This window comes from Mucilaginibacter straminoryzae, assembly GCF_022953055.1.
GTDB lineage: Bacteria > Bacteroidota > Bacteroidia > Sphingobacteriales > Sphingobacteriaceae > Mucilaginibacter > Mucilaginibacter straminoryzae.
The window spans coordinates 14,878-36,348 of the sequence record NZ_JALJEJ010000013.1; the positions used below are offsets into that span (position 1 = coordinate 14,878).

Here is a 21,471-nt window from a genome sequence, read left to right on the forward strand (position 1 = left end):
GGGCATTGCTGTTTTTAGAAGTCACGTTACGTCCAAAGAGGTTTCCCTCGAAATTATTCCTTTACCAGTTTTACGGCCCTGAATGAATTATCTGCCGCCTGCAAGATCTTCGCCTTCAGCTTAGGATTATAATCCGGATGTTTTTTCAGGAAATCCCTCACTACATCTACTGCGTATTGATCCTGGTAATTACCCCAGATGGCGTTCAGCCAATTTTGCGGGAAAAATATATCTCCTGTTTGTTGTATTTCTTCCAGCAGTTCCAGGCTTTTAGGTAAGTACTTTTCAGAAGTTTGCTGGCGCAGCGGATGGTGCAGGTAGCTTAGTGCGGCGGTTACCCAAGCTTCCTTAGCACGGTTTTTCTTATCCTGTAAACCGTTGAAAAAGGCGTCGCGCTCCGCTGTTTTTGATGAGAGTGCCGGCATTAGAAACTCCAGGCGTTTCTTCCTGTCAGGATTGCTGATCCGTTGCATTTGCTCCGTCAACACATTGGTTACTGTATCGCTCCTGAGCGCTATCGAAAGTGCCAGACCTGTATAATCGTCTTCGTTTAATTTAACACCGGTAGGCGCCTGCTGCGTTTTCCAGATCTGGTACATGTTAGCCGATGCCTGTGGCGATAAATAGACGTTTTGATAGGTACTGAAGAGAATCTTCTTGTTATTGGTGGCTGTTTGATTTTCCATTGCCTGCCAAAGTTTACTTTCTAATGCAGGGGATAGTTTTTCACGTGCGGATTTGGTGATAAACGTCCAGTACATATTGCTGATGTAACCGGTAAGCAGTCGAAGGTTGGTTTCTTCTTTTTCGTTCTGTAAACCCTCTGTAAATAAGGTGAGTAAATCATTGGGTTTGAAGTATCGTTCAGAAAGCATGTTCTCGTACATGGAAATGTAGAGCGATGCCCGCTGAAGCGGACTTTTTATAGTATATAGACTACCGGAAATATTTTTATCAACCGGGAAAACGCCATAGCCGATTCCATTGGTGTTGAATAGGATGAACAATGGCTTTGCTAAACCAATAGCTTGTTTCAGTTCTGCTTTTTCAGTGGTCATATTTACGGTAATTTCCTTCACCTCACCGGGGTAAACTAGCGCGATGTTGAAGAATTGCGACCACAATCTTTTCTCGCCATACTCAGGCTTTTGGCTGATGGTGAACCCACTGATCTTGTCGTTAGCATAATCGACGTCATAGTCAAAAACAGGCCTGCCCGGTTGGTTCACCCATACCTTGTTCCACTGGTACAGGTTTGCGGTAGTGTGTTTGCTTAAAATGGCAATCAGGTCAGGCCAGGTGGCATTGCCGTAGGCGTATTTCTTCAAATACTCCTGTATACCCTGCCTGAATTTTTCTTTTCCCATCAGTAGCTCCAGTTGCCGCATCATAATCGGTGCTTTGTGATAGATGATGTTACCATACATCGATCCGGCGTCTTTCAGGTTATCCAGTTGCTGGCGGATCGGATTTGCGCCTTCCGTACGATCGATACCATAAGCAGCAGGGTAGTGGTCTTGCAAAAATTTCAGCCCAAAAGTTTCCGGCCCCATTACTTTTTCGGTCACCTTGTCTGCCATAAAGTTGGCAAACACTTCTTTCATCCATACATCATTGAACCAGCGCATGGTCACCAGGTCGCCAAACCACATGTGCGCTGTCTCGTGCGAAATCAGGTTATTGCGGGAAATAAAGCGGTCTTTCGTGGCCGCATCATCCAAAAAGAGGGTAGAAGATTGGTACTGCACCTCACCCGGATGTTCCATACCGCCGAACTGAAAATCGGGGATGGCAACAAAGCCTATTTTTTGAAACGGGAACGGAATGCCCGTCCACTGTTCCAGGAAATTAATCGCATGCTCGTGTGCTATAAAAACAGAATCGACACTGAGCTTGATTTTCTTCTGATCTGTTTCGCGATATAAAAATGCTGCTTTTCTTTTGCCAACATTTTGCGTTACCGCTTTAAATTGCCCGGCAGCGAAAGAAAATAGATAGGTACTTAATTTGTCTGATGGATTAAAGCGGATTGTTTTTTGATCCGCAACCTTTGACGAGTCCTTAACCGTTGCATTGGCCAGTACATTCCATTCATTGGGTACGGTGAGTGTAAGCGTAAAAATGGCTTTCAGATCTGGCTGATCAAAACATGGGAAAACGGTGCGTGCTCTATCCGGGACGTTCAACTCGTACAGGTAATCGCTGTTGCGGTTAAGCGTTTGGTCGCCGGTAAGAAACTGAATGTCGATTTTGTTATTGCCCACATGCAGCAAGCGCTGGTCGATCAACAGGTGCTCGTTCCACATGTTCACATCAGCTCTTTTTCCGTTAACCCAAAGGCTGCTAATTCTTTCCGCAGGTTGCTTAAAGTCTATTTGTAATAGCTGGATATTTGATTTAATCGAGAAGGTAAGGCTCTCGCTTGCTTTTAATAGCGCTGTTTTGTCTGCCGGGATCAAAAAATTCAGGTCATATTTCACGTTGGTGATGACGGAATGCCGATATTCCGCCAGCTTCAAAGAAACGCCCGTTTCCACCGGTAATGCCGATTTAACCTGGGCCAACACTGATTCTGCACTAATCGCTGTTATTAGTGATAATAGGTATGATATATACTTTTTGTTCATGTAGATTTCAATTAAAGGCTCCGTATGGCGCCATAGCTTAGCCACGTCATGATAATAACTACGGCAGCGCCTGATATTGTGAGCCACACCGGTTGGCGATAGTTATGCACGATTTTTTTCTTATAAGCAGCGAAAAGCATCGCTGCCAAAGATAAAGGCAGAATACAACCGTTGATCGCACCGACCGCGATGAGTGTTTTAACCGGTTTACCGATGATCAGGAAGATGACGGTAGCTACTGAAATAAAAGTGATGGTAATTGCACGGTGACGTTGTGTAATTACCGGGTGAAAGCTTTTGATAAAGGATATGGAGGTATAGGCAGAGCCAACAACCGAAGATATACCAGCCGACCACATCACAAGCCCAAAGATCTTATAGCCCACGTTTCCGGCAGCAAGTTTAAAAACAGATGCGGCGGGGTTGCTTTCGTCTAAATGGAATCCGGCCGCGACTACACCTAACGCTGCCATAAACAACAGAATACGCATTAAGGAGGCTATACCTATCGCCGTGATTGCCCCATTGTTTATTTCCTTCAGATTTTCAGGACCGGTCTGCCTGGCTTCTAACAACCGGTGTGCGCCTGCAAAGGTAATGTACCCGCCTACGGTGCCCCCTACGATGGTCAGTACAGCAGCAAAATCAAACTTCGCGGGGTTAACCGCCCGGATTACCGCTTCTGCCAATGGTGGTTTGCTGATCCAGGCAATGTAAAGAGCTAACGTGATTTTCAGTAAACCCATACATTTGGCGAACAGGTCCATCGCTTTACCCGCTTCGCGGTAAACAAAAATACCGATTGCCATTAACGCGCAGATGACGGCGCCTTGTGCGGTATCAATACCGAATAACACATTTAACCCCAACGCAGCACCGGCAATATTGCCGATATTAAATGCCAGTCCGCCAAGGAAAACCAGGGTAGAAAGCAAATAGCCCATTCCAGGAATGACGTCGTTTGCAATATCCTGGGCTGGCTTATCCGCAACGGCAATTACACGCCAGATGTTCAGCTGTGCAATCGCATCCATTATGATCGAAAGCAGGATGGCAAACCCAAAACTTGCACCAAGTTTAGCAGTAAACGCCGCTGTCTGAGTTAAAAAGCCCGGTCCGATAGCCGAAGAAGCCATCAGGAAGGCCGCACCAAGCAGTACGCTCCAATCGAACTTTTTCTTCATTGAACCGGTGCTTTTATAGAGATATGCTCTGCCTTGATTTTCTCCGAGATCATTTTGGCAAATTCAACCGCATGTGCGCCATCGCCGTGCAAGCAAAGTGTTTCTGCCTGCAGCGGTACGGTTTTCTGATTTACAGAAATCACCTGTTGTTCGCGGATCATCATCAAAACCTGCTTTACAGATGCTGGGGTATCGGTGATCATGGCGTTCGGTTGTGTGCGCGGTGTTAAAGAGCCATCGTCCTGGTAGGTACGGTCGGCAAAAACTTCAGACGCTGTTTTCAGGCCTATCTGTTTAGCTGCAGTGATCATGGCGCTGTTTGCAAGGCCGTATAAGATCAGGGTCGGGTCGAAATCGTGCACTGCCTCAACAATTGCCTTCGCTAACGCAGCGTCTTTGGCCGCCATGTTATATAATGCGCCATGTGCTTTTACATGATATAGCTTGCCATGCGCCGCCTTAACAAAAGCGTGAAGCGCACCAATCTGATAAAGTGTCATCTGGTATGCTTCGCGGGCAGAGATTTTCATTTCGCGCCTGCCGAACCCCTGCAAATCGGGCAAGCCCGGATGCGCACCTATGGCTACGCCTTTTTTAATGGCGATAGCCACTGTTTGCTGCATCACGTCAGGGTCGCCGGCATGGTATCCACATGCTATATTAGCTGATGTGATATAATCCATTAAAATCTCGTCGTTCGGCATAGGGTAATTGCCAAAAGCTTCACCCATATCGCAGTTCAGGTCAATCGTTTGCATATTATCTAAATTTGGCCGCAATGGCCTGGCCTATCATTTCTATGTTGTTTTCCTGTTCAAAATAAAGTGTTTCAGCGTCATGAAAACTTATCTCTTCAAATTTAATTGCATCACCCGGTTTTAGTTGTCCGCATAAGGGTAAATCTGCCGCAGCTATCTGCGCAATCCTTGGGTAACCACCTGTAGTTTGGGCATCGGCCATTAACAATACAAGGCTACCATCATTAACTACCTGTATTGTTCCGGGTGTTACTGCGGTGGAAAGCAGCTCTTGTTGATGCCGCCTTTTCATCTGTATCCCGTCCAGGAAGCAGCCCATCCGGTTGCTCCGGTTGTTGATGTTATATGCGGTCGACAGCAAAGTTGCGATAGATTGGCCCTCAAACCAGCCAAATTCATGGCCGGGCATTATGCGTATGGTATAATTATCCAGTGTGCGGAAGGGTACGCCTGCATGCCAGGAGGAGTAATTAATATGGTCTGTTTTAAGTGATAAAAATATTTTTTCGGCAAGCGGGGTAAGGTTCTGACTGCTCTCCAAAATATCCTGTTTTTGTAAAGACCTACCCTTATGCCCCCCGAAGCCGGCTATGGTATAAGTACTTCTGCTTCCAAGCACTAATGGAAGGTCCCATCCGCCGGCTATGGCTAAATAAGTTCGAAAGCCATTCCGGGAGTTGGTAAAGGTAATATTGCTTCCCACGGGGACAAATAGAGGTCTGTTCGGCGGTAATTGTTGTTCATTCACTTCGAGTATAGCACCACCGCCTGTGTATGCAATCAGTAGATCGGTTTCTGCGATGAATGATGCGCCGCTGGCTGTAAATTCAATTACGGCATCGTTATCCGGATTACCTATACACTTATTGGCAAGCCTGGCCGAATAGGTATCCATCGCGCCGGATACAGGTACCGCCTGTGCAAGATAGGCCCATCGGCCAAGGTCCTGGATGGTGGTTAAAAGTCCGGGTTTAACGATACGGATTTTCATGCAGGTATTCGTTAAACTCGGTTAAACTGATGGATTTGAATATGACTTCATCACCTGCTTTAAGCAAGGCAGGCGCTTCAGCAAGCGGATTGAAAAGTTGTACGGGTGTACGGCCGATCAACTGCCAGCCGCCGGGCGTGGTTAACGGGTATACGCCTGTTTGTTCACCGGCAATCCCTACGGAGCCCGCTGGAATCACAGTCCTTGGTTTTGACAGGCGTGGTGTGGCAATGCGTTTATCCATTCCGCCTAAATAAGCAAATCCCGGCACAAAGCCTATCATGTAAACTTTGTATGTAACGGATGAATGTAAATGAACGACTTCGCCTGGCTTAAGGTTGTTATGTTCCGCAACGAAGTTCAGGTCTGGTGCATAATCGCCCTCATAACACACCGGTATGGTGATGCGTCTGGAATTTACTTCGACGCCATTGTTAGAAGATGCACCCAGGCCGTCTATATAAGTTTTAATTTTTTCAGCACATGTTTCACCTTTCAGGGAATGTAAAGCTTTTACCGTACCCGGTTCATAAAACAGGGTGAGCGTGGCGTATGCCGGTACGGTTGAAAGTAGACCAGGGAGCGGCTGTTGTTCAATTAATTTGTTTAGTAAAGCAATATCTCTTAGGTTCTGTTCAGATATGGTTTGCCCGAACGCTATCGAAACAGCCTTTTCACTTAAGGGATATATGCGCAGATAATTAGGGGATGGCTGCATCTTATAGCTGCTTAAGTTACAAATTAGCAGCTAACCCCAGTAATATTTTTGCAGTTTGCTTCGTAATCAAATTAACAGACCTGTTTTTATTAGAAGAAATAAGAAAATAAGCCAGCGCTGTTGGTGAATTCAAGCATGTTCAAGGGCGGATAATCGAATACTTTTCAGTATTTACTCGCTGATAGTTATGAATTATTACTCTTTTTGAGAATATGTTTAACAAAAATTTAAAACAATAGTGTTTGACATGATGTTTAAGCGAGGTATATTGCGCCAAAGTTTATCACAATAGCTTTGCGCCTATGATCCGTTTTTATAAATCTTATAGTATAATTTGCTTCAAGGATAAATGTATTACTTTAGAAGTAAAGCAAATTGTTAATATATTATTACTAATATTGTAAGTGTAATACAGTTTTTGTGCATTTTTTTTCTTTCCTATGTTTCAATCTATAAATATCGTTCCACGCTGGATTATATTTTGTCTTGATTTAGTGATATGCATTTTCTCTCTCGGGCTTGCTTACTTTATCCGGTACAATTTTGATATTTATAACATAGACTTTGTAGCTTTTAGCAGAAACATCCTGATTTTTACTTCAATTAATATTGTCGTTTTTGCCGGTTTCAGAACTTACGCTGGCATTATCCGCTATACCAGTTTTCAGGATGCTCACCGTATCATCTTATCTATCGGTGTAAGTAACCTGGTATTTTTCTTCACCAATCTTGTTATCACCACGTTTCGTCAGAAACCTGCTATTTCTAACGAAGTGCTTGTTATTAATGGCCTTTGTTGCTTTGTAATGCTGGTGAGCTACCGGGTGATGGTTAAATATTTCTTCCTGTATATCAAAAACTTAAACCTGGATAAAAGGCACGTGGTGATATACGGTGCCGGCGACATCGGTATGGCTGCGAAACGTACGCTTGATCACGATGTAGCCGTTAATATGACCGTAATTGGCTTTCTGGAAGATGATGTTCGCAAAGCAGGGAAAATTATTGAAGGGGTAAAGATTTTCCCGGTAGCTAATTTAGAAAAGAGCATTATTGCCCTTGAGCGGGTAGATGATCTGATTATCGCTGTTAATAATCTTAGCCCCGAACGGAAAAACAAAATTGTAGACATTTGCCTGAAGCACAACATCAGGGTGTTAACGCTTCCGCCGGTTTCTACCTGGATTAACGGTCATATCAACACCAAACAGATTCAACAAATTAAGATCGAAGACTTGCTGGAACGCGAGCCTATCGAAATTCATAATGAAGTTATTTCAGGCCAAATAAAGAACAAACGCATCGTGGTAACGGGTGCTGCCGGATCAATTGGTAGTGAGATCGTGCGTCAGCTTATTCCGCTTGAACCGCAGATGATCATTCTGGTTGACCAGGCAGAAACGCCTTTGCACGAACTTACCCTTGAACTGAACGAATGCTGTGCCGAGCAGATCTCTCATCCGTTTATTGGCGATGTACGCGATAAGAATAGGATGGAAGTGATGTTTAAGACATTTCAGCCCCATTATATCTATCATGCTGCTGCTTACAAGCACGTACCAATGATGGAGAATAATCCGGCAGAAGCAATCCGAACCAACGTTTTAGGTACAAAAACACTGGCTAATTTAGCGGTACAATATGGCGTGCAAAGCTTCATCATGGTATCTACCGATAAAGCGGTAAACCCAACCAATGTAATGGGAGCTTCAAAGCGCATTGCCGAAATTTATGTTCAGTCGCTTTATCATTCCTTTCAGAAAAATGATATTGTGTATCAGAATGGCTTAAGCCATCTGAACAAAAGCAGGCATCCCGAGCCGACGAAGTTCATCACTACCCGTTTTGGTAACGTTTTGGGTTCGAACGGTTCTGTTATTCCAAGATTTAAGGCACAAATTGAAAAAGGTGGTCCGGTAACCGTTACCCATCCGGAGATTACCCGTTATTTCATGACCATCCCCGAGGCCTGTAGATTAGTGCTGGAGGCGGCATCAATGGGCAAGGGCGGCGAGATTTTCATTTTTGATATGGGCCGTTCGGTTAAGATAGTCGAGCTGGCTAAGAAAATGATCCGGTTGTCGGGCTTTATTCCTAACCAGGATATCGCCATCGAGTTTACCGGTTTAAGACCTGGTGAAAAGCTTTACGAAGAGCTGTTGAACAACAACGAAAATACCATTGCTACGCATCACCATAAAATCATGGTGGCTAAAGTGCGCGAATATGACTTTGAAAGTGTGGTAAAACACGTTGACGAGCTGATCCAATTATGCGGTGCCAACAACAGTACTAAGGTGGTATTGAAAATGAAGGAGATTGTGCCTGAATTTAAAAGCAATAACTCGGTGTTTGAAGCATTGGACGTAGAAGAAGAGGTAAACTCCTGATTATCTCAAAGGATAAATTTTTTACCCGCAGCAGAACAAATTTCCTTTTTTACTCGTAAAGGTAAACGGTTGGCGTGGTTAAATTTGGGTTTTGGAATGTTTTAGCTAATTTTAAGACGTTTAAACCTCCGACAGCTATTTTGATAATTACCAGCTTATTGATGAAGTACCGTTACCTACTACTCCTGTGTTTTTTCATAACTGTTTCTCAATTATGCCGGGCCCAAACTTCTGTAAGCCTGATACCCCAAATTTCAGATACTTACCTCGACAGGCTTATTGAACTGGCTAAAGCTAATTATCCGCGTGTAAAGGCCTATCAAACCCGCATAGAGGTTGCAAAAAACAACGTTAGCCGGTCTAAGCTTTCCTATCTTGATGTGCTTACCATATCTTACGTTTACCAGCCACATAGTGCTACCATTGTGAATGTTTCACAATCGGCAACAGGTGGTTCTTCTGGTACAGGAACAGGCACCGGTACAACAAACGGACAAAGCTATAGCTATTTTAACGGTATACAGGCAGGCCTTTTCTTCAACCTGGGAGGGTATTTGCAAAAACCCAAAGCAATTAAACAAGCGAAAGGAGAGTTGCAAATAGCTTACGACGAACAGAGCGAATACATGCTCACACTGACAACAGAGGTGAAGCGGCGCTACTATAATTACGTATTGAAGTTAAATAACGTAAAGTTTCAAACCCAGTCTGCCCAGGACGCAGAGGAATTACTGAAAAATGTAAGGCACCGTTTTGAAAAGGGCGAAGAAACATACGAGAATTACAGCAAGGCACAAGAAACCTTTACTACCCGCAACCAGTCGCGGATGTTATCAGAGGCAGATTTGTTAACGGCAAAAGCAGAGTTGGAAGAATTAATAGGCGATAAAATAGAAAACGTTAAGTAATGGAATTTGGTAATTACTTTAAATTAATACTTAAACACAAGTATATCCTGATTCTTGTCGTAATAGTTGCCGTAATAGTCACCTATTTTTTTGTCCGTAACCAGCCGGACAGCTATACCTCACAAGCGCAGATCGCTACCGGGATTGTAGACCAAACGCAGCAGTCCCTGAGCCAGAGCGTAATGCAGGACTCTAAAGTAACGCAGGAATTCAGTAACCTGCTGCAGTTGCTTCGGTCAAAGAAATTGCTTGATCAGGTATCGTATCAACTGATGATCCACGATCTGACGAGTAAACAGCCTTATCGTACGCCGAGTAAGCTGTTGCAAAGTCTGGGCGCATCGGCACGCAAACATGCTTTGGACGTTTACAAGGATCTCTATAGCAAACGTCAGGCGCTTTCATTGTTTGACCACGACCAGTTGGGGTTATACCGCTTATTGGTATCTATGCGGTATGACGACCAATCGCTTTTAAGAACCCTGGTAACTTATCGCAGCGAGAACAGTGATTTTATTATCATCGAATTTAATTCGGACAATCCCCAACTGACAGCTACTTCCTGTAATACACTGGCTAAAGAGCTGATAGATTACTATAATTTTTTACTGAAGGAAAACCAGCGCAAGGCGGTGAACTTTTTGTCAGACCTGTTAAAGGCCAAGCAAGACTCGATGGCCAAGCGCATGCAAGAGCTAAAGCAGTATAAGATACAAAACCATGTTTTTAACCTGAATGAGCAAGCAAGGGCTTTATATGGTGAGATTACTGATGTAGAAACCCGGTTGGAAGAGGCAAAGAAGAATTCTATTTCTTACGACGCTGCCATACGCAATATCGATAATCAGTTTAACCCGTCTGACCGTCGTTATATCGAAAGCGCGATGGTTAAAGTAAACCAGGATATTATTAATACGCGTAGTCAACTGGATGAACTGAATGATAAGTATGTCCAAAGTGGCTTTAACGAATCATACCGGCCTAAAATGGATTCGCTTAAACATTTGCTCACTACGCGGATCAATCAGTCGTCTGATAAATACATTATCAGCCCGCTGGCAAATAAACAGAACCTTATTCAGCAGAAGCTTACCCTTCAGGTGCAGTACGATCTGTCTAAAAGCAGTATTTCAAGCCTGCAAAATCAATTAGTTTCATTGAATACCCGTCTACGTGCGTTGGTTCCTCATGAGGCTGTTGTTCAGGCGGATGAAAATGCCATCACTGTTGCTAACCAGGAATACCTGGAAATACTGCAGAAATATAACCAGACCAGCCTTGAGACGAATTTTACAGCACACCTGAAATTAGTTCAGATAGCTATGCCTGGCCTGGCGCAGCCGTCCAAAAAGATGCTGCTGGTCATCTTAAGCGGTATTATCGCATTTGTATTCTGCCTGGCGGTGTTCTTTGTACTCTTCCTGTTAGACCGTACCATTAAAACACCGCGCGAGTTGGCAAATAAAACGCGGGTTTCCGTTATCGGGTATTTGAATACACTGCAAAGCGCAACGATTGATCTGAACCGGGTATGGCATACGCGTGAGGTGGAAGGCGAGGTAAGACTGTTTAAAGACCTGATGCAATCTATCCGTTTTGAAGTAGATAACGAGTTAAAGGGCAGCAAGATATTGCTGGTCAATAGTATGAAAAAAGGTGAGGGGAAAACGTACTTAACCCTGAACCTGGCCTATGCTCATGCCGGTGTGGGTAAAAAGGTGCTCGTGATCGATGGCAATTTTGTTAATCCGGGAATTACAGAATTGGTAAAGCCGACCTTGTTTTTAGAAGATCTTTTAAGCGGAGTAAAAAATGCTGGCGACTTTCATACCGCTTCGCAAATAACTTATGTAGGCAATAAGGCCGTAACAGGCTCTTTGTTAGAACTGGCGCCGGAAGAATTGATTAAACAAAAATTAGAAGAACTAAGGAACTTATTTGATCTGATTCTGATTGAAGCGCCGGCTTTAGATCAGCTGAATAAATCAAAGGAGTGGACGCTTTTTGCTGAGAAGATCTTAACGGTGTACGAAGCCGGGCAAACCTTTGAAGCGCATCAGCAGGTGAATGTAGAATACCTACGGTCTTTTGGCGATAAGTTTATGGGATGGATTGTGGATATGGTTGCTAAAGAACATTTGGCTAATGCGGCTAAGGGTTAACAGGATATGAAAGAGCTGATTAATGCACTTTGGATATTAGTACAGGTTGCCATCGGTTACAACTTGTTTTTGCCTTTGTTTTTATACATCCTGTACCTGGTAAAGAAATACAAGACTAAGCGCGTAGAACCTGTTGCAGAAGGCGACTATGGCATTATCGTTACTGCTTACGAACAGGTAACGGCCGTTCCGGAAGCGGTTAATTCGCTGCTGAAGCTGAACCATCATAACTTCCTGATCTATATTGTTGCCGATAAGTGTGATGTTAGTAGTTTAAAGTTTGATGATGAGCGGGTAATTATACTTCGCCCCGAAGAAACACTCGCCAGCAATACGCGCTCGCATTTTTATGCCATCAACCGTTTCAGAAGGCCACATAACCGGCTAACCATCATTGATAGTGATAACCTGACAGACCCTGAATACCTGAATGAACTGGATAAATTCTTTGCCGAAGGTTTTGAGGCCGTGCAGGGTGTTCGCGAAGCTAAAAACCTGAATACCACTTATGCACGGCTCGATGCCGCGCGCGACATTTACTACCATTTCTATGATGGTAAGGTGTTGTTCAACATAGGGTCATCTGCTACGCTGGCCGGTTCGGGTATGGCCTTTACTACGCAGCTCTACCGCGAGTGTTTGGAATATCTGGATGTAACCGGCGCGGGTTTTGATAAAGTATTGCAACATGCCATTCTTAGCAAAAACAAACGGATCGCTTTTGCAGAAAAGGCTATCGTTTACGACGAAAAGACCACCCAGAGCGAGCAGTTGGTAAAACAACGTTCGCGATGGATCAATACCTGGTTTAAATATTTCCGGCTTGGTTTTGGTTTATTGGTAAAAGGGAGCTGGAACCAGTTTGTGTTCGGTTTGATCCTGCTGCGGCCGCCGTTATTTATCTTCCTACTGTTATCGGTGATCTTTATGGTTGCTAACATCTGGATCAGCATTACGGCGTCACTGATATGGTTGGCGGGTTTTATTGCCTTTGTTCTGGGCTTTGCAATAGCGTTAGCCAGTTCACCTACAGATAAGCGCATTTACCAGTCGCTGGTTAATATTCCTAAATTCATATTTTTCCAGGTGCTGTCACTATTAAAAGTTCGTAAGGCTAACAAATATTCAGTGGCTACTACGCACTATTACCACGGCGACTCGAAAGAAGAGGAGGTGAAGGAATGAGGATAGATCCTGCAGACGAAATCATCCGGGCTGAAGAGATAAAGCGCGAAAAGCAGACAAAAATCGATAAGGTTACGCGTATAGTAGCCATTGTGGTGGCAGCCTTGAGCACCTATTTTTTTTTCATAAAGATACTTTTTCTGTAATGGCAGAACAGCAATCGGCCGGTCAGGAAATCATTGTTCATAACCGGCGCCAACGGTCAGAAAACCTGCTTAGGAAGTGGGTAATTACAGAGCAGCTATTTAATCTGCCCGGGTTACTGCTTTTTATTGTAATTGGCCTTGTTGTTGGTTATGGTATAGGTAATTACGGTACTTCTTTCGGCGGTACGCTTATCGCGATTGGGGTTGCTATTCCCGGCGTGTATTGCATTGCTGTTTATGCGCGATTTGGCGTGGTGGTACTTTTGGTAATGGCTTATATGTTGTTCCTGCTGATGCGCCTGGGCGTACCAGGGCCGTTAGGTACCATGATGGATGCCCTGCAACTGATCTTATTGCTGAATCTGCTGGTAAGACAAAAGAAAAACCCCAGCTGGGGCATATTTAAAAGTCCGGCTACTATTGTGGTGCTTTGCTGGATCGCCTACAACCTGGTCGAAGTAGCGAACCCAGCGGCAGAATCGCGCCTGGCATGGGTATACACCGTGCGGACGGTGGCGATGGTGCAGCTGAGCTATTTTATCTTCATGTATAATATACGTTCGGTAAAATTTATCAGGTTTTTGCTGAAGTTGTGGATGCTGTTGGCACTGATTGGTGCATTATATGCGTTTAAGCAGGAGTTTATCGGGTTTAGCGATGCAGAGGAAGCTTACCTGCATTCAGACCCTAATATTGCCTCCTTACTTTTTATTGCGGGCCACTGGCGTAAATTTTCCATTTTCTCAGATCCGGTTGCTTTTTCCTATAACATGGTGATGCCCTGCATACTTTGTGTATGCGTTATGTTCGGGAAGTTTTCTGGCTGGAAAAAAGTGGTTTGTTTTGTACTGATCGGCGTTTACTTCCTATCGATGCTGTACTCTGGTACTCGTGGAGCAAACGTTCTATTACCCGCCGCGCTGGTGTTATTCGCTATTCTGAACTACAATAAAAATGTACTGGTATTCTCTATTATAGCGGCCATCTTTTTTGCCATACTGATCGTCATTCCTACTGGTAACCCCACCATACAGCGCTTTCAGACGGCATTTAAACCCAATGACGATGACTCTTATAAGGTTAGGAAAAATAACCAGAAACGCATACAGCCTTATATTTTAACCCACCCTATGGGCGGTGGCCTAGGCGCTACAGGTGCATGGGGGCAACGTTTTGCGCCGGGTTCTTTCCTTGCCCACTTTCCGCCGGATAGTGGTTATATCAGGGTAGCTGTAGAGAATGGCTCTATCGGTTTGATTTTGTTCTGTACCATGGTTTTTGTGTTCCTGAAAACGGGCATAGATAATTACTACGCCATCCGCGACCCTGAACTGAAGACTTACTGCCTGATGGCTACGCTGGTTATTTTTGCCTACAATATTGCCAACTTTCCACAGGAGGCGCTGGTACAGTACCCTTCAAATATTTTGTTTTTATTTTTTGTAGCTTTAGTAAACATCACCAGGCAACTGGACGATGAGAAAAACCGGAACATGGCGGTCGCCGTAACCGTATAACCATTGTAAATGGAACCTCAGGACATGATCAAAAACCGCGATATTATTATTGTTGGCCAGCAGCCATGGGACATTGAAATTGGCAGCAATTGCAAAAACCTGGCAATAGAATTCAGTAAGCATAACCGCGTGTTGTACATCAATTCCCCGTTAGACCGTATTACCTTGCTGAAGCGGAAGCACGAGCCGCAAATACAAAAACGCATTGCAGTAATCAAGGGTAAAGAAGAGGGGCTGATCGCCATTGATCATAACCTTTGGAATTACTATCCCGAAGCGATGATAGAATCCATCAATTGGCTGCGTGGGGCGTGGTTACATACCATTTTAAATAAATACAATAACCGTGTTTTTGCGCGTTCGATAAAAAAGGCGGCTAAGCGGTTGGGCTTTAAGAACTATATCTTATTCAATGATAACGATATCTTCAGATGCTTCTACCTTAAAGAGCTGTTAAAGCCCGCCGTGAGTATTTATTATTCGCGCGATTTTATGCTGGGCGTGGATTATTGGAAACGGCATGGCTTGCGCCTGGAACCAAAACTGATTGCTAAAAGCGATGTGTGCGTTGCTAATTCGGTATACCTGGCTAATTATTGTAAAAAATATAACCCGCAATCCTTCTATGTGGGCCAGGGTTGCGACCTGAGCATATTTACCAGTCACAATGACGAAAATCTACCTGTGGATGTCGCCCAAATAAAAAAACCGGTAATTGGTTATGTTGGCGCTTTGCAAAGCCTCCGGTTGGATATTGATCTGCTTGAATTCCTCGCGAAACAGAAACCTGATTGGAGCATTGTTTTAGTAGGGCCGGAAGATGGCGAGTTTCAGAAAAGCGACTTGCATCAACTACCAAATGTACATTTCCTGGGCAGCAAAGATCCGTCTTTATTGCCTGCATATATCGCTTCTTTTGATGTGTGTATTAACCCGCAGATCGTTAACGAGGTAACCATTGGAAATTATCCGCGCAAGATAGACGAATACCTGGCAATGGGTAAACCTACCGTGGCGACGCGTACAGAAGCAATGAGCGTGTTTGAAGATTACGTTTACCTGGGTGAAAGCCACGAAGACTATTTAAGACTGATCGCCCGGGCTCTTGCCGAAGATTCAACCGAAAAACAGCAAGCACGTATTGCATTCGCAAGTACCCACACTTGGGAGAATAATGCCAAAAGTATTTACGAAGCGGTTAATCATGTAGCAAATGAAGCTGCAGCGGCAACCGCTTGAAATTTGCGGCAGTATGCTGATATTGCTATAGCTTCTACGGCAAGTTAAGCAGGGAACTTCAATAATTCGTAGGTGTGTTTTACGAAACGATAAACGGCACGGCCTGCCGCAATCACCGGATTATTGCTTTGCCTGAAATCACTCCTGGTCATGGTGCTGGGCTCGTCTGAAGAATTCACCTGGTCAAACAACCCTTTATAATCTTCGTAGATCATTGCTTTGCCGCCATGTTTCAGAAAAGATAAAGCCATTAAGAATTCTGTACGGTCGCCTTTCAAACCTTCCGGGTAGCGGCCAAACTTGCTGAAAAAAGAGGTTCGCCTTAGATGCGGGTGGTCACTGTATACATGGAACTTGCGGTAACTGATATTCCACAAACTGAACAGCATTTCCGAGAAACCATTTTTATAAGGCTTTAAATAAGGGTATTTGAAATAGGCGTAAAAACGTACCAGGTCTATATCTTGCCGTTCGTTAATAATCGCTACCGCATCTGTAAGGTGTGCGCCGTAACCTGGCTTTGGGTCAAAATCTTCCTGCACGTAAAGCGTTAGGGGAGTAGTCACCGCATCCTGACCTTTGTTGATGTTATTGCCCAGCCCCTTATTCACCGGTGTAGTGATCAACCGGAAACCGAATTTTTCACTGATGCTTTTCAAATAGTCGAGGTGTTCGGGTTTGCTGCCATCATCAGATACAACGATATCGCCGAAAGAAATCTGCTGATTTTGGAAAGCTTGCAGCAACCGCTGTAAAGACTGGCTCCGGTTATAATGGGTAACTAGCAGGGTTACATCCGGGAAATTATAAGCAGGCATAAAAGCTAATAAGATTACGTTAATTATTTATACAACACTTCGTACGTCCAGCGCAGCAGTTTAACACGCAGGTAAAGATAGCGCGCTGTCAGGGCAAAAGGATTTTTACTTTCACGCCATCCGGCGCGGTTCATGGTGCTGGGTTCGTCAGACGAGTTTTTCTGGTCGAATAGTTCTGTAAAATGCTCAAAGAAAATCCCCTTGCCCTTATTTTTAATAAATGATGCTGCCATCAGAAATTCGGTACGGTCACCTTTCAAACCTTCGGGGTAACGGCCAAACTTATCAAAGAACGAACTTCGGCGCAAGTGCGGGTGATCACTGTAAACGTAAAACTTTAAATGATTGCTGTACCAAACCGATGGTTTAAACAGCATTTCTAAAAATCCCTTACCGTAAGTTTTGGTATAAGGATATTTGAAGTAGGCATAAAAGCGTGCGATATCCAGCGAAGCATCAGCTTTAAAAAATGTTAACGCATCTTTGAAATGTTCTGCAAAAGCGGGTTTGGGGTCAAAATCTTCCTGAACGTATAGCGTATAAGGTGTTTTAACCGCATCCTGGCCTTTGTTGATATTATTTCCTAACCCTTTATTTACGGGCGTCGTAATAAGGCTGAACTGATATTGTTGTTGCAGCGCTTTAAGATATTCCTGATGTTCGGGCTTACTGCCATCATCAGACACAACGATATCGCCAAAGGTCAGCTGCTGCTCTTTAAAAGTTTGTAGTAAACGTTCCAGCGAACGGCTTCTGTTGTAATGTGTTACCAGTAAAGTTACTTCAGGGAAATAATGGGTCATTTTTTAAATCAGCGTTGCAGCTACTAATATCAGTAAATACATTTATTTTAATTAATCTTGTTTTACGAATATCTGCCTAATAAGGATGTGGAGAAGAGCGATAAATACGATAAAAAATAAGCATTTTCTTTCTTTAACAGGAAACGGGGTGATGACCATCCTAGGGATGGTGACCACCGCGGTTATCTATCGGCAGTTGCCTATGGCCGAAGCCGGGCAATGGATATTCTTTCAATCCACATTTTTGTTGATAGACACCTTTCGATCAGGATTTCTTACTACGGCATTTATTAAGTTCTATGCAGGTGCAGTACCAGAACGTAAGGCCGAAGTAGCAGGTTCCACCTGGTTTATCGGCATGGCTATTACCGGCATCCTGATTGCGTGTAATGTTCCGGCGCTTCTTTTTACAGCAAGTTTTAATCATACGGGGATATTGTTGTTCCTGAAATGGTTTGGTGTAGCTTACCTGGTTACGTTGCCGATGTTCGTCGCGACCTGCATACAGCAGGGAGAACAACGTTTTGATCGTTTGCTGTACATCCGCCTGATGAACAAGGGGTCTTTTATCATTTTCATCATCGTTGCGATAGCGCTGCGCAGGTTGAACCTGGATGATGTACTGTATTCGTTCCTGGCATCTAACCTGTTGACAAGTGCTTATGCCATGCTGATGCAATGGTCGGGGATAAGAAATTTTGGCAAGCGTTCAAAAAATGGCATCAGGGAACTGTTCAATTTTGGGAAATACAGTGTAGGCACAACCTTGAGTGCGAATATGTTCGGTACATCAGATACCTACATCATCATGGCGATGCTCGGGCCCGCAGCTTTGGCTGTTTACAACCTTGGCCGCAGCCTGATGCAGGTAATTGAAATTCCGTTGGTAAGCTTCGCGGCAACCGGTATGCCGCTACTCTCGGCCGCTTATAATCAAAATAAACGCGATGAAGTAATTGCTACCATGAAAAGGTATACGGGGCTGCTTACCCTCGGTTTAATACCTATTGTGTTGGTGGCTATCTTTGTGGCAGACTTCGCTATTTCTTTGATCGGTGGGGGAAAGTATGTACATACCGAAGCGGCAAATGTATTCCGTTTGTTTATGACGTTCGGGTTGCTATACCCGGCAGACCGTTTCTTTGCCCTTACGCTTGACGTAATCCACCGGCCGCAGGTAAACTTCTATAAGGTACTGGTGATGCTTGCCGCTAATATCATCTTTGACTTTGTAGGCATAGCTATATTCGGAAACGTGTATGGCGTGGCAATTACTACCGTTATCCCCACGCTGATTGCTGTGGCTATCGGTTACCGCGAATTAAATAAATACCGTAGCTACTCTTTTTTTAGTGTTTATGCCACCGGTTTTGCCGAGGCCCGTAGTTTGATTCGCGATCGAAGGTTGTTGCGTTAATCTGAAAGATAGATGCTGGCACTAAAAGTGTTGCATTGCTCTTCTGCATTGTAGGCGTAGAAAAATTCATCTGCGGCCTTTGTAATAATCAGCAGTCCGAAGTGTTCCGGCAGGCGATGATTCATCACAATAGCATCTACATTTTCTTTACAATAAAAGAATATCTTTTCTGCCTGTTTATTAGTGTACAGAATGTGCATGGTATCAGCAGTGACAATGGTCGCATTTCCATTAATATCTCCCGCTTTGGGCAGCGTTAGGGGTTTTCCAGTATCGGTTTTTACAAAACGTAAAATATTGTTCGCAATTTCTATTTTGATACGGCTGCTGCCATGATCATGCTTAATGGCGTTGGTAAGCATCTCGGTAAGGATATATTTCGATTTGAAAATCACATCATCGATATGCTTATGACCACTTACATTGTTTTTAATTAAGGTTAGCATGTCTTCTAACATGGTAAAAGACATTTTCTCTGATGTCCTGATCTCGTAACTCACATTTACCAATCCCATAAACCAGTGTTTATAAAGCTGATGTAGCTTCGGTATAATTGTCGTAAATTTTGAAGACCTTATCCAGCCTGATCAGTGTAAGCAAATCGCGGATATCTTTTTTTAAGCCCACCAGTATAATATCATGCTTTTGCGCTATGGCATGTTTCAGTCCCGCTACTAAAGCGCCTAAAAAGCTGCTGTCGATGTAGTTGACCTGGTGAAGGCTCAGCACAATTTTGCGCTGATAGTTATCCAGCAGTCCGATAAGCTCTGTCTTGAATTGATCGGCAACGGCCAGGTTGGCTTCGTCAATCTGCAGATCAGCCAAAAGATAACCGGGTTCTTGTTTAATTAGTTCTATCATAATTTCTCTGGTGCTTTATAAAGGTGAATAATGCTGCAATCGTCAACTTGTGCCGCAGCTTGCTGCGAAAGGATGTAATCCTTTAACTTAATAAAGGAATTTTCAGGCGTCGCGATATGCTGTAGTCTGTCTACAAATTTTTTATAATCTGTCTTGGTCTCTTCCCCGGCGCTGTAATCTATCATACCATCCGTGAATATGAAGAGCTGATCGCCATCCTCAAGTTCAACCTCGATCTCGTCATAGGTTGCTGTTGGAAACAAGCCAAGCAATAAGCCCGAACTATTTAGTGTGCTTACAGTTTTAGCCTTTGCATTGTAATGCACCACGGGCAGGTCGCCCGCACCAGCGTAAACAACTTTATTAGCCTCATGATCAATCATCAACAACGAAAGGCTCGAAAGGATGTCTTTCAAGGCCTCGTCATAGCAGATGATCTGGTTCACCTTTTGCAGAATACTTGCGGGCGAATATTCTTCGCTCAATACGCCAAATCTTACGGCTGCCCGCACATAACTTAAAAAACTGAAACTAAGGAACCAGGCCATCCATTTTTTTCCCATTACATCGCCCAGCACAATAAAGCTAAAGCGGTCTGTAACCGTAATAAAATCGATGAAGTCGCCGCCGGGAATATCCTGGAAAGACTGATGCCAGAAGTTAATTTCATAACCCTTGATCTGAGGCGCCGATTGTGGTACAGACTTGATATTAAGTGCAGACACCGCTTTTTTAATCTCCAGTTCAGAAAGCTCGCGCTGTTTACTGAAGGTTTCGATCAGGTTATTCAGCTTGCTGACGATCACATTCACCGGCGTATCTTTCAGCACGTAATCCACTGCTTGCAGATCCAGCCCTTTGGTCATTACGTCCTGGTCCGAAAAGTTGGTCAGGAAGATAAAGGGGATGTTTTGTAAGGCAGGCTGCGAAAGTACATAGCGCCTGAACTCTAAACCATCCATTTCGGGCATCTGGTAGTCGGACAGGATGGCATCTGTCGTTTCTTTCCTTAAGTAATCAATTGCTGCTGCAGCAGATTCGCAAGTTGTGCAAGCAAAACCGGCCTTCTCAAACGCCCGCGAAAGCATTTTAAGAAAAAGCACGTTGTCGTCAACCAGAAGTATTTTCTTTATCACGTGGGTTTGCAGCATCGGCGATTCAGGAAATAGTATTTTTCTTAATTAAGGACTTCACTAAAAGATATACGCCCGCTAATATAATCAGCAGCGAGATCACATCCATAATCGTTACGCCATCATCCGGGGTAAAGTAATAGATGGTAAACATCTCGAAATAGGGCGGGGCGGGCATGATGATCATAGCGAAACCCAGTGCGATCATCACCACACCAATGGCAAACAACACAATGGCGGTCAGCCGTTCGCGTCTGATGAACTGTTTAGAAACGTTACTGTCTATCTTTGAATTGGTAAGCAATAAGCTAAACTGATCGAGCAGTTCCTCGCGCGAAGTATTTTCGCTTAACTCGTCCAACTTTCTGAACTCATGCAGGTCTTGCTGTTTCAGGGTTTCTGCATCAATAGCGCTGTTAAATTTATTCTGTATATTTTTGATCGATTCGCTATCGAGGTTACTGTTTTCAAGCAGCAATAACAATTCATCCAGCTTTTGCTCAATGGCATCTGGCCGGTCGTTTAGCTTTTGAAGCTCGGATACCTCTTTATTAATCGATTTATTATCCAAAAGGAGTGAATTTCGTGTAACTTAACTGGCTTATTTCAACGTT

General features: G+C 44.0%; 19 protein-coding genes. 8 read left to right on the forward strand and 11 right to left on the reverse strand.

Annotated features, from left to right (window positions below; all coding sequences use genetic code 11):
- Positions 1 to 53: 53 nt before the first annotated feature.
- From MUY27_RS19025 to pxpB, 5 genes are read right to left on the reverse strand one after another with little or no spacing between them, the layout of a single operon-like run.
- Positions 54 to 2,627, reverse strand: coding sequence for a M1 family metallopeptidase (locus MUY27_RS19025; protein ID WP_245132777.1), 2,574 nt, complete (start codon positions 2,625 to 2,627; stop codon positions 54 to 56).
- Between the two features lie 11 nt (positions 2,628 to 2,638).
- Positions 2,639 to 3,811: an NRAMP family divalent metal transporter gene (locus tag MUY27_RS19030; protein ID WP_245132778.1), complete on the reverse strand. Its 1,173-nt coding sequence runs from the start codon at positions 3,809 to 3,811 to the stop codon at positions 2,639 to 2,641.
- Positions 3,808 to 4,569, reverse strand: a complete 762-nt coding sequence (locus MUY27_RS19035) for a LamB/YcsF family protein (protein ID WP_245132780.1) — start codon at positions 4,567 to 4,569, stop codon at positions 3,808 to 3,810. The genes MUY27_RS19030 and MUY27_RS19035 overlap by 4 nt, the downstream gene beginning before the upstream one ends.
- A gap of 1 nt (position 4,570) precedes the next feature.
- Positions 4,571 to 5,560: a 5-oxoprolinase subunit C family protein gene (locus tag MUY27_RS19040; protein WP_245132781.1), complete on the reverse strand. Its 990-nt coding sequence runs from the start codon at positions 5,558 to 5,560 to the stop codon at positions 4,571 to 4,573.
- Complete coding sequence (gene pxpB, locus MUY27_RS19045) at positions 5,541 to 6,278, reverse strand: 5-oxoprolinase subunit PxpB (protein WP_245132783.1); 738 nt, start codon at positions 6,276 to 6,278, stop codon at positions 5,541 to 5,543. Before pxpB ends, MUY27_RS19040 begins: the two co-directional genes overlap by 20 nt.
- Positions 6,279 to 6,718: 440 nt before the next feature.
- Here pxpB and MUY27_RS19050 point away from each other — a divergent pair, with 440 nt between their 5' ends.
- The 7 genes from MUY27_RS19050 (at position 6,719) to MUY27_RS19080 (ending at position 15,825) form a co-directional block, all read left to right on the forward strand.
- Positions 6,719 to 8,668 (forward strand): polysaccharide biosynthesis protein, encoded by a 1,950-nt coding sequence (locus MUY27_RS19050; RefSeq protein WP_245132785.1) that lies wholly within the window; start codon positions 6,719 to 6,721, stop codon positions 8,666 to 8,668.
- Positions 8,669 to 8,829: 161 nt separating this feature from the next.
- Positions 8,830 to 9,576 (forward strand): TolC family protein, encoded by a 747-nt coding sequence (locus tag MUY27_RS19055; RefSeq protein ID WP_245132787.1) that lies wholly within the window; start codon positions 8,830 to 8,832, stop codon positions 9,574 to 9,576.
- On the forward strand, positions 9,576 to 11,738 hold the full coding sequence (locus MUY27_RS19060; RefSeq protein ID WP_245132789.1) for a GumC family protein: 2,163 nt from the start codon (positions 9,576 to 9,578) through the stop codon (positions 11,736 to 11,738). Before MUY27_RS19055 ends, MUY27_RS19060 begins: the two co-directional genes overlap by 1 nt.
- Before the next feature lie 6 nt (positions 11,739 to 11,744).
- Positions 11,745 to 12,923: a glycosyltransferase gene (locus tag MUY27_RS19065; protein WP_245132791.1), complete on the forward strand. Its 1,179-nt coding sequence runs from the start codon at positions 11,745 to 11,747 to the stop codon at positions 12,921 to 12,923.
- Positions 12,920 to 13,069: a hypothetical protein gene (locus MUY27_RS19070; RefSeq protein ID WP_245132794.1), complete on the forward strand. Its 150-nt coding sequence runs from the start codon at positions 12,920 to 12,922 to the stop codon at positions 13,067 to 13,069. Before MUY27_RS19065 ends, MUY27_RS19070 begins: the two co-directional genes overlap by 4 nt.
- On the forward strand, positions 13,069 to 14,586 hold the full coding sequence (locus MUY27_RS19075) for an O-antigen ligase family protein (protein ID WP_245132795.1): 1,518 nt from the start codon (positions 13,069 to 13,071) through the stop codon (positions 14,584 to 14,586). The genes MUY27_RS19070 and MUY27_RS19075 overlap by 1 nt, the downstream gene beginning before the upstream one ends.
- A gap of 9 nt (positions 14,587 to 14,595) precedes the next feature.
- Positions 14,596 to 15,825, forward strand: coding sequence for a glycosyltransferase (locus tag MUY27_RS19080; protein WP_245132797.1), 1,230 nt, complete (start codon positions 14,596 to 14,598; stop codon positions 15,823 to 15,825).
- Between the two features lie 44 nt (positions 15,826 to 15,869).
- Here the strand turns inward: MUY27_RS19080 and MUY27_RS19085 are convergent, their stop codons facing one another.
- Together MUY27_RS19085 and MUY27_RS19090 are read right to left on the reverse strand one after the other, a co-directional pair.
- The gene (locus tag MUY27_RS19085) at positions 15,870 to 16,643 is read right to left on the reverse strand and encodes a glycosyltransferase family 2 protein (RefSeq protein WP_245132799.1); all 774 of its coding nucleotides are present in this window, start codon (positions 16,641 to 16,643) and stop codon (positions 15,870 to 15,872) included.
- A 23-nt stretch (positions 16,644 to 16,666) separates the two neighbouring features.
- On the reverse strand, positions 16,667 to 17,446 hold the full coding sequence (locus tag MUY27_RS19090) for a glycosyltransferase family 2 protein (RefSeq protein WP_245132801.1): 780 nt from the start codon (positions 17,444 to 17,446) through the stop codon (positions 16,667 to 16,669).
- Between the two features lie 85 nt (positions 17,447 to 17,531).
- Here MUY27_RS19090 and MUY27_RS19095 point away from each other — a divergent pair, with 85 nt between their 5' ends.
- Positions 17,532 to 18,863 carry an oligosaccharide flippase family protein gene (locus tag MUY27_RS19095; protein WP_262918360.1) on the forward strand — a complete coding sequence of 444 codons (1,332 nt, stop codon included), beginning with the start codon at positions 17,532 to 17,534 and terminating at the stop codon, positions 18,861 to 18,863.
- Here MUY27_RS19095 and MUY27_RS19100 read toward each other — a convergent pair.
- Genes MUY27_RS19100 through MUY27_RS19115 form a run of 4 tightly spaced genes read right to left on the reverse strand, consistent with a single transcriptional unit; the run spans position 18,860 to position 21,428 of the window.
- Positions 18,860 to 19,378, reverse strand: coding sequence for an ATP-binding protein (locus MUY27_RS19100; protein WP_245132803.1), 519 nt, complete (start codon positions 19,376 to 19,378; stop codon positions 18,860 to 18,862). The two genes, MUY27_RS19095 and MUY27_RS19100, sit on opposite strands and share 4 nt — an antisense overlap.
- 10 nt (positions 19,379 to 19,388) lie before the next feature.
- Positions 19,389 to 19,724 carry an STAS domain-containing protein gene (locus MUY27_RS19105; protein ID WP_245132805.1) on the reverse strand — a complete coding sequence of 112 codons (336 nt, stop codon included), beginning with the start codon at positions 19,722 to 19,724 and terminating at the stop codon, positions 19,389 to 19,391.
- Positions 19,721 to 20,875 carry a fused response regulator/phosphatase gene (locus MUY27_RS19110; RefSeq protein ID WP_245132807.1) on the reverse strand — a complete coding sequence of 385 codons (1,155 nt, stop codon included), beginning with the start codon at positions 20,873 to 20,875 and terminating at the stop codon, positions 19,721 to 19,723. The genes MUY27_RS19105 and MUY27_RS19110 overlap by 4 nt, the downstream gene beginning before the upstream one ends.
- 7 nt (positions 20,876 to 20,882) lie before the next feature.
- Positions 20,883 to 21,428 (reverse strand): hypothetical protein, encoded by a 546-nt coding sequence (locus tag MUY27_RS19115; protein ID WP_245132810.1) that lies wholly within the window; start codon positions 21,426 to 21,428, stop codon positions 20,883 to 20,885.
- Positions 21,429 to 21,471: the final 43 nt, after the last annotated feature.